Genomic DNA, 15,125 nt, shown 5'->3' with positions numbered 1-15,125 from the left:
CTAAGTCTTAAAAGTTAGCCTGAACAGACATGGATACCGTACGAGCGTATGGGTAATCTAAACCACGCTCTGTTTTAACTGTTGCGATCCTTGCAATGTCATTAAGGTTGAGTGCAACGCTAATCCTGCTCTTATTTCCCGGACCAAGAAACTTCAGTTTATTAAAGTCATAGGCGATACTTACGGATGAAAAATTAAGTTCGCTCAGATTTTGAACAAATCTTGAGGTTGGTTTGGTTGGGGAAATATCAGCGATATCTTTATAAATCGCAGCCTGACCAGGAACTGACCAACGTTGTTCTAATGCGCGGATATCTACGTTGTAAATAAAGTCTGCATTTTCTACTTTTTGTACCAAACTGGTATTATATGCTTGTCCGCCAAGTCTGAAAGCAAAAGCAAAGTTTACGGTAAGATCTTTATAGCGCACATTACTCCCAAAAGTTCCATTCATATATGGATTGGTCTCACCACCAGCCACATAATCAGCAGCAGACCAAACATAAGTTTGCGTTCCATCTCTTTTTACAAAGATTTCCTTTCCGTTAGATGGATCTATACCTAGTGAAGGAACCACCCAGATGGTTGACATTGATTGACCGGGAACATACCGTGTGGAGGGGTTTTGTCTTAGTGCACGCTCTTCAGCATTGGTTCCACTATTTAACTTATTGGCATCTTCTGTGGTATTCAGCTGCTCTAAGGAACTCGAAACTTTTCTTATCCTATTGGTATTATGTGCTGCATTAACAAATACATTAACAAATGTTCTGGAAGCGGTATTGTTGTAAACCCTTAAATTGGCACCAATCTGGTACCCCTGATTTCGTACTTCACCAATATTCTCTTTATAACTTACAAATCCCGTAGATAAAGGAAGAATCTGGTCAGACAACAAATTTTGGGTATCCTTAATATAAAAATCGAAGCGCAGGCTTAAACGTTGGAAAATACCAAGATCTAAACCTATGTTTTTGTCCATTACCTTTTGCCAGCGTAAATCAGGATTGGCCAAAGAAATGAGGTTAAAACCAACATCACCATTATAATTTTGTGTTGTGTTATAACGATATGAAGTTAAGGCCTCATAAGCGCTGAAATTCTGCGTACCCGTACTTCCAATGCTTGCCCTCAACTTAAGCATATCGACTTTACCCTTCAGGTTTTTCAAAAAGGCTTCATTGTGTAGATTCCATCCTAAACCTGCAGACCAGAAACTTCCCCAGCGATTATTGGCACCAAACTGCGAGCTGGCATTAGCCCTGTAACTTAGGTCAGTTAAAAACCTGTTGTCATACGCATAATTCACCGCTGTTGTTACAGCCATTGTACGGGCAGTATTTTCAGATCCAGTGGGCCTCGATCCTGCTGTAAATCCGCCTCCGGCTGAGATAAAATCAAGATTATCATTAGGAAAACCAACTGCTGTCATACCATTAATGTTGGTAATGTTCTGAGTGATGGAATAAATGGCATTTGCAATTGCCTGGTGCTTGCCTTTGTTAAGGGTGTATGCGGCACCAATATCGGTACTCAGCCCTGAGTTTCTACCATTTGTGATGGTATACTGTCCTCTTTGTTGATACAAATCTGAGTTAATGGGAATTGAAGCATAGCGGGTATTATTGGCAGAGATATAATTATCAGAACTATTGTTTTGAAGATTGATTCCCACACGACCGGTAAATCTCAATACCGCTGATGGCCTCCACTCGGTATAAAAGTTTTCTACAATATTCGTATACCTGCTGTTGTCTTTAGAGTTAAGTTCGCCATTATACAGTGGATTATACACCGTTGCCCCAAAATTGGTATATGTTGGAATTAAACGCCCAAACTCATCTTTGATTCTCCAGTATGGATTCATTTTGGCATATTCAGCAAAAGATCCATATGGGGAATTATTGGCATTATTGCGATCTATAGTCAGAATATTATTGAATGAAAACTTCTCCTTGAAATAAGATAAGTTAACAGAGCCACTGATAGTTTCCCGGTTTGAACCCTTCATCACCCCAATGTTATTGTTGTAACTCATATTAGCTGAATATCTCAGGGACTGGTCGCCACCATCAACCATTACACTGTGGCGCTGACCATAACCATTCTGTAAAGGTTGAGAAAGCCAGTAGGAGTCTACGCCTTCCAATGCGGCCTTCTGGTTGATGGCATACTGTGCTGTGAGGGCTGATTCATTAATTGGGTTAGCAGATATATACCTTCCAGCGCGTATTTCTGCCTGTATTTTCTGAGCTGAATTGGTTAATTCATAACTGGATAAATCAGGAGCAGTAAAATTCAAACTTCCCGAATAAGACACACGGAGTGCACCAGCCTCAGGTTTAATGGTCTCCACAACCACCACGCCATTACCGGCCTTCGATCCGTAAATGGCTTTTGCAGAAGCATCTTTTAAAAGGGTAACACTTTTGATTAAGTTGATATTCAGGTCATAAATTCTTTGCAAAGTCGTTTCAAAACCATCCAGAATAAATAAAGGCAAATTGGGTGCATTTGCAAATTCGTCTCCTACATTCGGGAAACCTGTTTGCCCGCGCATCTGTACATCAGGTAAATTATTGGGATTGGAACCGAGATTATTATTTTCAACAATGATAAAAGATGGATCTAAAATGGCGAGGCCTGCAATAAGGTTCTGATTGGTAACCACTTTGAGCTGCGCATTATTAAAAGTAGAGGTGGCCCCTGTTGAGGTTCCCACCTTACGATCGAAAAGCCCGTTATTGATTACAACTTCATCAAGGTTTTGCTGCTCTACCTCCATCTGAATGAATCTGTATGCACCAGACCTGGCACTAACCCGCTTGGTTTTATAACCAACAAACCGAATCTCCAGTACGGCATTTGAATCTGGAATATTGATTGAGAAATTTCCCGTACTACCTGTCATCGTACTGATTTTTGTTCCAACAACCCAAACACTCGCACCGGGAATTGGAATTTTCTTTTCATCAGTCACTTTACCAGAAATCTGGATATCCCGATTAGTGGTTATCGCGTTAACGATCTGGTTGGCATCATTAAGCTGACTTGATCTGACAGGTATTTTTTTAGTGATGATAATATGTCTGTCTATCTGTTTAAAGGTTAAATTAGAGTTAGCCAAAAGTGCTGTTAGCAATATATCCAGGGTTGTGGTTGTTTCACCTAGATTTAACAATGGGATTTCGCGGATTTCCTCGTCTCGATAAATAAAATGGAAAGGCGTTTGTTTTTCAATTTTTTCGAGTGCCTGGGAAAGTCGCTCTCGGTTTAATTTCAATTTTACCCGTACATCTTCCATTTGCTGTCCTTTAACAGATGAAGCAACCAGCATTTGTGCTGATATGGCAAGGACAAGGATGATAAACGAAGTGATACGCATAAAATCGATTAGTAGTTTTTTATGGGTACATTGGACATAACAGTCCCTGTACTTTACTGCAATTGCAGAAAAATTCATATATTCGAATGTTGGTGTGATTTAAATACCTTATGAGAATTACATTAAAACAGGCTTATCATCCAGTTTTGGATGGCCTGGGAGGGTTCTGCATTAGTTTCATACAGCGAATATGTTGCTAACGCAGGGCCTTTTTAATTAGGATGGTACAGGTTGGTTCATTTTAGTTTTTTGGTTTAATAGTTACAAGTTTGGTTGATTCGTTGAAAGTGTATTCAGCATTATTAAAATCACAGATCAAGGTTAGTATCTCTGTTAAGCTTTGATTTTCGAAAAGTTTGGTTGTAAACTGTTGCTTTGCTAATGCTTCATCTTTTACAATAATGTTAACGTTAAATCGCTGCTGTAAAAAATTTGCTGCATGACCAACTGTGATGTTGGTAAATACCAGGTCGCCATTACTCCATGAGCTGGTTTTTTTGGCATTAATATCATGGATAGTTGACTTATCTCTGGCCTTATCGTAGATCACCTGTTTATTCGGGGTTAACATTCCCAACTGTTTCCCATCCTTTGTTACGCCAACCTTTCCACGAGCAACGGTTACAATAATTTTACCGCCGTTTGCATTCACCTCGAATGCGGTTCCCAGTACATGTGTGGTAACCGATTCAGTACGAACGATGAAGGGCTGCTGATCAATATGCTTAACATCGAAAAATGCCTGTCCTTTTAATTTCACCTCCCGAACGGGTATTTTACCAGGGATTGAGCTGTAAGACATGGTACTTCCGGCACTTAGAATAACTGTACTTCCATCTGGCAACTGAATGAGTTCGTTAGTATTTGTGGAGGTCTGATTGGCGTAATTAGCCACATTGTCAACAACCGGATGATTTACATTGATAAACCAGAATGCAGCAACGGCTACTACCAGTATAGCAGCAATGGAAGCAACCCATTTCAGATTTAATTTAAGGCGTTTAACGGGAAGCGGTGCAGCAATAGATCGATCTATCGCGGCCAAAAGCATTTGTCCACGAGTTTGCTCATCCCCCATCTCCTTCTCATCCCACACTGAACTGGTTTGAAAAGAATTAAAATACTTGATATATAGTTCCAGTTCCGCCTCGTTGGCAGATCCATCATTAATTTTGTCCGTTAGTTGAAAAAATTCTTCCTTTTGCATTTGAAAACAGCTATAAATGAAGACTAAATGAGCATTTGACAGCCGTCATTTAACATTAAGGCGTTCAACTATGGAGCAACCCCACAAACAAAGGCAAAAAAAGTTTTAAATATTTTATTTTTTTTTCCCAGAGCTAAAAAAAAGGCTAAAATAAACCGATAAAAATATGGTATGAACTACCAATTGATGATTTGAATCGCTTTAATGCAATGGTCATCTGTCTTTCAACGGCCTTTTCTGTTATTCCTAACCGAAGTGCTATTTCTTTATTGGATAAATGATGATTTCTGCTTAAATCAAAAACTTCCCTGCAGCGATCGGGAAGATCTGCAATAAATTGGAGGATAATTTTTCTAAGTTCCTTTACCTCAAGGTCACTGGTAACATTATCAAATGATGCCTCTGCCTGAGACAAATGGTCAAGGAATACTTTACCCACTTTAACTCTTCTTATCACATCAGTTACCTTATATCTTACAGCTGAGAGGAGGTATGATTTTAATGAGGTGATCTTCAGCTCTCCCCTCTTGGTCCACAGCCATGTAAAGATATCCTGATTAATATCCATACAGGCATCATGATCTTTAAGCATATTAAATGAGGCTATGTACATCGCTGACCAATGCCGGCGGTATATTTCATCTAGTGCGCCTCTATCTCCATCATTCAATAGATCGATCAGTTTATCATCGGAAAAGTCTGTTAACGTGTTTGTCAAACCTAGCAATCAGTTATGGGAATAGTCCCGGTTGATATCTTTCTATTGCTGAAGTGCACACTGCGGATCTTGTGCCCACTTCTTCTGCTAAACTAATAATAATTGTCAAATAAATATGCTTTATAAGCGAAAGAGCATCCAATTTTCAACCTAAATACGCCCCATATTACCAACCAGTATCTTATTTTAATAATAAGCTGTGTACATCTGAAGACATAGATGGTATTTTTTGGGGTTATATATTAGTTATACAAAACCAAATCAACCAACTTATTTTAAACGTTATTTTGACGTTTATAAAAAAAATTCAATATTTGTTCATTGCTAACCCTTCGTATACGAGACCAAATATCCATTCCAAGACTAAAACAAATAGCAGTCGCTTAATTTGCAAGCCCGATACCGCAATTCGCTGTGACCTAACTAAACAAATATGAAACACTACAAAATCTTACTTCTAAGTTCATTACTCCTTTTCATTTTTAACCTCACATTTGCTCAAACCATGAGTGTTTACAGCCCCGATAAAAAGCTGGTGGTAAAACTGTATATGGAGGAAGGGAAACTACATTATAATGTTTGGCTGAATAAAGAAGAAATGCTTGAGCGATCTCCTCTTGGACTTCGTGGGAGCCAAATGGATTTTTCAGCAAACTTAAAACTGATTGATCAGCAAGTGAATAAGATTAGTGAAACCTATACAGAGCCAAAAATCAAGATCAGTAAGGTAAATTACGATGCCAATGAGCTGATTTGCAGATTTGAAAACGGTAAAAAGAACCGAATGGACGTGATTTTCCGTGTAAGCAACAACAATATTGCTTTCAGGTACCATATTCCGCAAACCGGAGAACAAGCTAACTACATCATAGAAGAAGAGTTAAGCGGGTACAAATTTCCGTCGCAGACGACTACTTTCTTAACACCTCAGGCCACACCTATGATTGGCTGGATGAAAACCAAACCCAGCTATGAAGAAGAATACACTGCTGACCAGGCAATGGGTATTCCCTCCAAATATGGCGTTGGCTACACTTTTCCTGCCCTTTTCCACATCGGTAGTAAAGGATGGGTATTGTTGTCGGAAACAGGTGTAAATGCTTTATACTGCGGTTCCAAATTAAGTGAAGGAACGAAAGAAGGAAGATACAAAATTGCCTTCCCGGAAAAGGCTGAGAATAATGGTTTGGGTAGTGCGCTTCCGGCCATTCCTTTGCCAGGCAATACCCCATGGCGTACCATTACCGTTGGCAACGATCTTAAGCCTATAGTGGAAACTACTATTCCCTTTGATGTGGTTGAAGCCCAGTATGAGCCCTCCAAACCATATAGCTTTGGTCGGTCTACCTGGAGCTGGTTACTTTGGCAAGATGCCAGCATTAAATATGATGACCAAAAAACATTTATTGATCTGGCCGCTGCTATGGGATATGAACTTGCATTGATTGACGGAGGCTGGGAAAAAAATATCGGTTATCAAAAAACTGAAGAACTGATTAATTATGCCAAAAGCAAAAATGTAGGAATTTGTTTATGGTATAATTCTAATGGTTATTGGAACGATGCGCCACAAGATCCGAAAAACAGAATGAATACCCCAGCTGTAAGGAAAAAAGAGATGGCCTGGATGCAAAAAATGGGGGTTAAAGGAATTAAAGTTGACTTTTTTGGTGGCGATAAACAGGAAACCATGAAACTTTATGAAGAAATCCTATCCGATGCCAACAGTTATGGCCTCACCGTTACCTTTCATGGCTGTACATTGCCACGGGGCTGGGAAAGAATGTATCCTAATTATGTTGGTAGCGAAGCCGTATTGGCCTCAGAAAATCTGATTTTCACCCAACACGCCAATGATACAGAGGCTTTCAATGCAAGCCTCCACCCCTTTATCCGCAATGCTGTTGGATCAATGGAATTTGGTCCGGTACTTTTAAACAAACACCATAACAAGAAAAATGATGGTGGTACCATCAGAAAAACCACCGAAACCTTTCAGCTGGCAACAGCTGTTCTTTTCCAGTCTCCTGTACAGAATTTTGGCCTTACGCCTAACAACCTCAAAGAGATGCCAGCACACGTGATCGATTTTATGAAAAAAGTTCCAACCACCTGGGATAACACGGTATTCATTGAAGGTTATCCCGGCAAATACTGTGTTTTGGCCCGTCGTCATCAGGATACCTGGTATATTGCTGCAATCAACGCTGAAAGTACCGACAAAACGATTACGGTTTCACTTCCGATGTTAACAAGTAATGAAGTATCAGTTTACTATGATGGCGATGACAGATCACCGCAAATTGGCGTTAAGAAATTAAACAAATCCAAACAGCTTAGAATAAAGTTACTGGCCAACGGTGGTAATATAATAGTATCTAAATAAGCTGAGTACTGGATCATCACTGTAAAAACATGAAGATTAGACTCATACTTGTTATTGTTTATTGCTTTCAATCCATTTTAGTCTGTGCGCAACCCAACCCTGCCAAATACCTGTCTTTACAGGAAGGCTTATCCAGTCAGCAGGTAATTGATGTTGTTCACGATCAATATGGCTTTATTTGGATTGCTACCGAAATGGGGTTAAACCGTTTTGCAAGCAATTCATTTAAGCAATTTTACAAAACCGAGAAAGCAGATGGCTCTTCAGTTAACAGCAATGAAATTAACACCCTTTTTTGCGATGATGATAAACTTTATATAGGTACCAGGGCTAACGGATTAAATGTTTATGACATGAAAACCAACCGGTTTTCCTATTATCTTCATCACGATAATGATCCAAAGTCGATTGCTACGAATGATATTACTGACATCATTAAATCGGGCAGTGGGAAATTCTGGCTAGCCACTTACCATCAGGGGGTTCAGCGGTTCGACCCGGTTAGCAAAACATTTGAACGCTTTAACAAGAAAACCATGGCTGGTTTGGCAGAGAACAGCATTTGGTCTTTGGTAGAAGATCATAGCGGTATGCTCTACGCCGGCCATGTTAATAAAGGAATATCCATTTTAGATATCAGAAAGCGTTCTACAACTGTAATTAATACTGCCAACAGTGCCGGGCTATTGCCTGATAATGAAGTAAAATCATTATTCTGTGATCAAAATAACAATATCTGGATCGGAACCAGGAAAGGTTTAGCCGTTTATAACCCATACACTAAACTTTTACAAAAAATCAGTCTGGCTAAAAAGAGCAGAAATGGTTTAGAACCTTTTATTTACACCATAAAGGAAATCAATGGTTCAATCTGGATTGGTGCAGAATCTTCTCAATTGTTTATCCTGAAAACCAGCTATGCCAAATCGGAAAAATTGCTCCGCGTTACCGAGATTGGAATTCAAAACCTACACCGAGGAAACACCTCTTCGGTTCAAAGTATAGACCGTGACCAGTTTGGCAATATTTGGATGGGTATATACAGTGGTGGTATAGCCTTTTCCACGCATCAAAAACCTTTTTTTTCCATCTTATCTACCGAAAATCTTATTCAATCGGAAGGCAGGCCCGCAACCGTAACCAGCATATTAAACGATCGTGATAACAGCATGTGGCTGGGTACCGTGGGCGATGGGGTTATTCAGATTGCACCCAATGGTAAAGCCATCAAATCCAATATGCGCAATAGTGGTATTGCCGACGACTTCCTGCTATCCGGATACCTGGACAAGGATGGCAACCGATGGTTTGGTTTACAAGATGGTGGGGTATCTTTTTTTGAATCAAAAACCAGGAAATGGAAAAAAATAGATGCGGGAGAAAAAATGACTTCCGTACGTGCCATTGTGGAAGACAGACATGGTAACATCTGCTTTGCTGCCGAAGAAGGAGTTTTTATACACCATTTAAAAACCAACACCTTCAAAAAACTGGTAACCAACAAGCCCATGATGGGCGATTTTGCTCCTCGAACGCTCATAGAAGACAATAAAGGAAATATGTGGATCGGAACCTACGGGCAAGGGATCTATATTTTTGACAGCGAGGGAAAATTAATTAACAAAATATCTAAAGGTGAAGGGATTAAAAGTAATACCATAAACCATTTATTTTCCGATCATGATAACAACATCTGGATTGCCACAAATGATGGTTTAGGCTTTCATCCGGCAGGCACACCATTTAAACAAATAAAAAGTATTACACCGCCAGGTGGTGGGGCATGGTTAACCATCAATGCTATAACTGAAGATCGTGACCAGAATATCTGGTGTTCTACAAGACTGGGACTTTTACGCTACCTGCCTAAACAAAAACGTTTTTTTAGTTATGATCAGTCTTTCGGATTACCATTAGGCGGCTTTACAATCAACAGTGTTGGTAAAGACCAAAATGGACGGATATTTTTTGGGATGCCTACAGGCGTGTGTTATTTCGATCCAAAAGACATCCCGCTCAGCCTTCCGAAATCCCCTATCAGAATAAGTCGATTCATCGTATTTAATACTGGAGAAACGCATGCACAATCAGAAAAACATCTCGATCCAACCGAGAAAATAAACCTTAAGCATAATGAAAACAGCTTTAGGGTGGAGCTTGCAGTGATGGATTATGCCCTGCATGATTTGGTTGAATTTAGTTATCAGCTGCATGGACTGGATGAAAAGTGGGTTTACATAGGCGCTGAAAAAAACCTCGATTTCAGGAATATTCCCCATGGAGATTATGAACTGCGTATCCGGACGAGGCAAAAAAACGAACAGTGGTCTGAGGATTATCAAAAAGTCAGGATCCAAATCTCTCCACCCCTATACCTAAGCAATTATGCATTGGTATTGTACGCCATTGTGATATTAGCCATCATTATTACCCTGGTTACCTTTCACATTAGAAAAGTATATGCCGAAGCCGAACTCCGGTTAAAAAAGCTGCAGATTGAGCATGATGGTAAACTAAACCTGGAGCGGATGAACTTCTATACTAACATCACCCATGAACTTCGTACTCCATTAACGCTAATTCTTGGCCCTCTGGAGGATCTGCTTAGTGAAGAAAAGCTATCCCATAAACATAAAGACTGGGTGCTGATGGTACAAAAGAATGCCAACAGATTGTTCTCCCTGGTTAATCAGCTGTTAGAATTTAGAAAAGTAGAATCTCAACATAAACCCTTGGTTTTGGGAGAAAATTTTTTGGGTGAATTGGTTCAGCAAATTGTTAATAAATACACTGAAGCCAATAATAATCCTGATTTAAGGATTATCTGCAACATTGAGCAGGATGATATCAAAACCAACTTTGATGCTGAAATTGTACAGCTTATTCTGGACAATTTATTGTCTAATGCCTGCAAATATACCGTATCAGGCAAGATTGAAGTGCGCTTGCGTTATGAACAAGATCGTTTAAGCACAACTGCACTTATTTGTGTTGCGGATACCGGATGTGGGATCGAAAAGGAACACCTCGAGAAAATTTTCGATCGTTATTATCAAATCCCAAAAACAGTTAGTCAGGGCACTGGAGTTGGATTGGCACTGGTTAAGGAACTAACTGCGATACATCAGGGCAAAATCTCGGTGAAAAGCGAGCCGGGAAAAGGAAGTGAATTTTGCGTTCGATTACTCACTAATGCAGTAGCTTCAAATTCCCCGGTTACCCAGCCAGAAGCTACTCATCAAACCATAGATGAAACCGCCCGCCCTTTAGTTTTACTGGTGGAAGACGAAAGAGATGTGAGAGAATACCTGGCCAAGATATTAGCTGTAAATTATGAGGTCATTACTGCGCAAAATGGAAGAGAAGGCTTTGCTGAAGCAACAAAACGCATACCCGATTTAATATTGAGTGATGTTATGATGCCGGATATGGACGGTTTTGAGATGCTAACCAGGATTAAGGAACAGCGCGAAACAAGTCATATCCCATCCATTTTCTTAACGGCCAAGGATACCGATTCAGATAAAGCTCATGGTTATCGCCTCGGCATTGATTCTTACCTCACTAAGCCCGTAAGTCCTAAAGTGCTCAACTTAAGAATTGAAAATCTCCTGATGAAGCGCAAAGCCGTTTACGCGTCTATTATGGAACAGCTTTCTAGCGATAGAAAGACTGGAAAGGAAAATGAAGCACCAGCAACGAATCCAGACCTATGGCGAGAAAATGCCTTCGTTAGCGAATTTGTAAATCTCGTTGAAGCATGCATACAGGATGAAGTGCTGGATGCTGCCACATTATCAGAAAAAATGAACATGAGCCAGTCTACCCTTTACCGAAAGTTAAAAGGACTTACAGGCAAAAACATCAACCAACTGGTACGTAAAATCAGGATACAGCGGGCGGCACATTTGCTACGTTCGGGAGAATACAATGTTACCGAAGTAGCCCTCATGGTTGGCATCAACAGTTCGATATATTTCCGTCAGTGTTTTAAGGAAGAGTTCGGACTACTCCCCTCAGAATATCAGAAAAAAGGCACTCAAAAGGCATAAAAGTTCATTTTTGACCAAAAAACAAATGTTAATTGACGGATTTGTATATGTCTGAAAACAGTGCAATCTCCTAAGTTTGGTTTCAGTAACCAATTATAAATCCAGTTACATTGAGCAAACTGCCTCTTCCCTAAGAGAGGTGCTTCGACCGTTTTTCAAATTGATGGTTGTGGGTTTCTCGTACATCAGGATCTGTAATATGGGTTACGAAAACACTTTTTAAACAAAACCAAATATAACATGAGAATCCTGAAAATTTTCTTTTTCTGCCTGATGGTATGGGTAATCCCCAAATACTCTTATGCGCAACGCAAGATTACCGGACAGGTATTGAGCGAAACCAATGAACCCCTAACCGGCGTTACCATTGTAGTTCCTGGTGCCGTCCCAAAAGAAATTACAACAACCGATGGTCAGGGACGCTTTACCCTTAATGCAAGTAAGGGTACATTTCTGGTAACCTACATTGGTTACAAAAACCAAACCATCACCATTGGCGAAAAAACCCAGTTTACGATTACAATGGAAAGCGACGACCAGGGGCTGGAAGACGTGGTAGTAGTAGGTTATGGTAAGCAATCCAAACGCAACATCACCGGAGCAGTAAGTAACCTGAAATCAGAAGATGTGGTACGTACTTCATCCACTTCTACCGCAGGAGCGCTTGCGGGTAAAGTGCAGGGTATTTCTGTACGCGCCAAAGATGCTCGTCCAGGACGTGGAGCCAATATCGAAATCCGCAACATGGGTAATCCATTATTTGTAATTGATGGTGTAGCATATGGCGGGCAAACCGGAACAGACTGGGTAGGTACACAAAATGCCTCAGGTGCCGATATCTTTAACTCCTTAAACCTGGAAGATATTGAAAGCATTTCCATCCTGAAAGATGCTGCAGCAGCAGTTTATGGATTCAGGGCTTCTAAGGGGGTCGTTCTAATCACCACGAAAAAAGGGTCAAAAGATGAAAATGTAAAAATAAATGTCAACGGTTATCTGGGTTGGCAAAACCTGACCCGTTTCCCTGAAATGGCTACAGCTGCGCAATACACCAAAGGGTTGGTAGAAGCAGCACAGAATGAAGGGCGCGATCCGAGCACAGTGTATACCCGTGCCGAACTTGCAAAATGGCAGGCCGGTACCGAACCAGGCTATCAGGGATATGATTACGCTGATATGGTTATCCGCAAAAACATTCCGCAAAAATACATCAACGCCAACATCACCGGTGGCGGTAAAAAATCAAATTACTTTCTATCAGTAGGCAACCTGCAACAGGATGCCATGATTAAAGATTTCAACTATAAACGCACCAATTTACAAGCCAACCTCGAGGCAACAGTTCTGGAAGGGCTTACTTTAGGCACACAGATCTCAGGCCGACAGGAAAAAACACAGGATGTGGGTTTGCCTGGTGGCGATGGCTATTTCTCTTCTATCCTGGCCATCTTCAAAAACAGACCAACAGTGGGGCCTTATGCCAACGACAATCCACTGTATCCTAACCAAACCAATGAATTTGCCTATAATCCGGCAATTTTTAGCCGCGACATTGCAGGTTACAAAGACAATAGCTTTATGAGCGGCAATGTGAACATGACCGCAACTTACAAAACCAAATTTGGTTTGTCGGCAAAGGGTATCGTTTCTTACAATTACACCAATAACAAATTTGATGGGTTTCAGTACAGTTATGACGTATTCCGGTATGAAAACGGCAATTATGTGCGCAGCAACGGAACCAATTCGAGATGGCGCTATAAAACTGACCGTGTGGCCATAGCGAGATCAGGACAGTTTCAGTTGGATTATACCAAGCAAATCGGCGATCATAACTTCTCCGTAATGGCTGGATATGAACGCTCTGATTGGAACAGAACACTGACTACCATTGGCTCTAATCCTACCAACAACTATATCCCTCTGGTAAACACCATCTCTGAACTGAGCGGTGTTGGTGATGAATGGTTGTATGAAGCGAGGGCAGGTTATATTGGCCGTTTGAATTACAATTACAAAGGTAAATACCTGTTAGAAATCCTCGGCCGTTATGATGGCTCCTACCTGTATTATTCAGGCAAAGAGTGGGGACTATTCCCTGGGGGAAGTTTAGGATGGAGAATCTCTGATGAACCTTTCTTTAAGTCGTTGAAAAGCGTAGTTAACGACATGAAAATTCGCGTTTCAGTTGGTCAAACCGGGCTGGAAGAAGGTGTAGGCATGCATGGCTACTTATCCGGCTACAACTGGGCTTCAGGAAGTGCAGTATTAAACGGAGCCTACTACCCTGGAATTCAGCCTAAGGGCCTTCCCGTAAGAAATCTTTCGTGGGTAAAAAACACCAACTACAATGTAGGTATAGATGTAGGTATGTTTGATAATAAATTAACCTTCACAGCCGATGCATTTAAAATTATCCGTACGGGTTATCCAGGAACAAGGTATGATGTTTTACTACCTTCTGAAATCGGATATACATTACCGAATGAAAACTTAAACAGTAATGGCTACTACGGTGCCGAAGGTATCATTACTTATGCCAGCAAGGTAGGCGAATTTAACTATACCGTGAGTGGAAACTTTACTTTCTCCAGGTACAAAGTGCTCGATTCTTACAAACCGCGCTTCAGCAATTCATACAACGAATATACCAATTCAAGCGAAAACCGTTGGGGAGGCATCTGGTGGGGCTACGAGGTGGTAGGCCGTTTCCAGTCTGAAGCAGAAATCCGTAATTATGCTGTAAACAATGATGGACAAAACAACAGAACACAGCTTCCTGGCGACTTTATCTATAAAGATGTAAACGGTGATGGCGTAATCAATGATCTTGATCAACGTCCTATAGGCTACCCTACAGGCTGGGCACCAATGATGTCATTCGGTGGACGCATCGGCCTAAGCTACAAAGGTATTGACCTGAACATTGACCTAGCCGGTGGCGCTATGCAATCGTGGAATCAGGATTATGAATTAAGAAACGCATTCCATGGTGGTGGAAATTCGCCTGCCTATTTATTAGAAGACAGATGGCACCGTGCCGATCCTTACGATCCAAACAGTGCCTGGATTCCGGGTACCTATCCTGCCATCCGAAACGGTAATACTGGCCCTAACGGTAGAAACAACAGTTTCTGGCTAAAAAATGTGAAATACTTGCGTGTAAGAAATATGGAACTGGCTTATAGTCTGCCTAAAACCATTGCCGAAAAGATTAAAGCACAGAAAATCCGCTTTTATGTAAACGGTTCAAATATGATTTCTTTCGACAATGTAAAAGATTTCCAGATCGATCCGGAAATCGAAGCAGCTGCAGCAGTAGTATATCCGCAGCAGAAAGTATTTATGGCAGGATTTAACATCACGTTTTAAAAAAT

Annotated in this window: 6 protein-coding genes; 3 read left to right on the top strand and 3 right to left on the bottom strand. The window is 40.7% G+C overall.

All coding sequences use genetic code 11. The features are described 5' to 3' along the window. Window positions 1-7: 7 nt before the first annotated feature. The 3 genes from BMX11_RS11790 to BMX11_RS11780 all read right to left on the bottom strand — a co-directional run bounded on the left by BMX11_RS11790 (window position 8) and on the right by BMX11_RS11780 (window position 5,310). Window positions 8-3,463 (bottom strand): SusC/RagA family TonB-linked outer membrane protein, encoded by a 3,456-nt coding sequence (locus BMX11_RS11790; RefSeq protein WP_090884456.1) that lies wholly within the window; start codon window positions 3,461-3,463, stop codon window positions 8-10. A 163-nt stretch (window positions 3,464-3,626) separates the two neighbouring features. Continuing rightward, window positions 3,627-4,592: a FecR family protein gene (locus tag BMX11_RS11785; RefSeq protein WP_090884454.1), complete on the bottom strand. Its 966-nt coding sequence runs from the start codon at window positions 4,590-4,592 to the stop codon at window positions 3,627-3,629. 145 nt (window positions 4,593-4,737) lie between these two features. Continuing rightward, window positions 4,738-5,310: a sigma-70 family RNA polymerase sigma factor gene (locus BMX11_RS11780; RefSeq protein WP_245738647.1), complete on the bottom strand. Its 573-nt coding sequence runs from the start codon at window positions 5,308-5,310 to the stop codon at window positions 4,738-4,740. A gap of 433 nt (window positions 5,311-5,743) precedes the next feature. Between BMX11_RS11780 and BMX11_RS11775 the strand changes: the two genes are divergently transcribed. The 3 genes from BMX11_RS11775 to BMX11_RS11765 all read left to right on the top strand — a co-directional run bounded on the left by BMX11_RS11775 (window position 5,744) and on the right by BMX11_RS11765 (window position 15,120). Beyond that, a complete protein-coding gene (locus BMX11_RS11775) occupies window positions 5,744-7,696 on the top strand; it encodes a glycoside hydrolase family 97 protein (protein ID WP_090884450.1) in 1,953 nt (650 codons plus the stop codon). 29 nt (window positions 7,697-7,725) lie between these two features. Further along, the gene (locus tag BMX11_RS11770) at window positions 7,726-11,748 is read left to right on the top strand and encodes a hybrid sensor histidine kinase/response regulator transcription factor (RefSeq protein ID WP_090884448.1); all 4,023 of its coding nucleotides are present in this window, start codon (window positions 7,726-7,728) and stop codon (window positions 11,746-11,748) included. A 240-nt stretch (window positions 11,749-11,988) separates the two neighbouring features. Beyond that, window positions 11,989-15,120 carry a SusC/RagA family TonB-linked outer membrane protein gene (locus tag BMX11_RS11765; RefSeq protein ID WP_090884446.1) on the top strand — a complete coding sequence of 1,044 codons (3,132 nt, stop codon included), beginning with the start codon at window positions 11,989-11,991 and terminating at the stop codon, window positions 15,118-15,120. Window positions 15,121-15,125: the final 5 nt, after the last annotated feature.

The organism is Pedobacter rhizosphaerae (assembly GCF_900111155.1).
GTDB classification, from domain to species: domain Bacteria; phylum Bacteroidota; class Bacteroidia; order Sphingobacteriales; family Sphingobacteriaceae; genus Pedobacter; species Pedobacter rhizosphaerae.
Note: the sequence above shows the minus strand (reverse complement) of the source record. Positions and strands in the feature narration are given on the sequence as shown.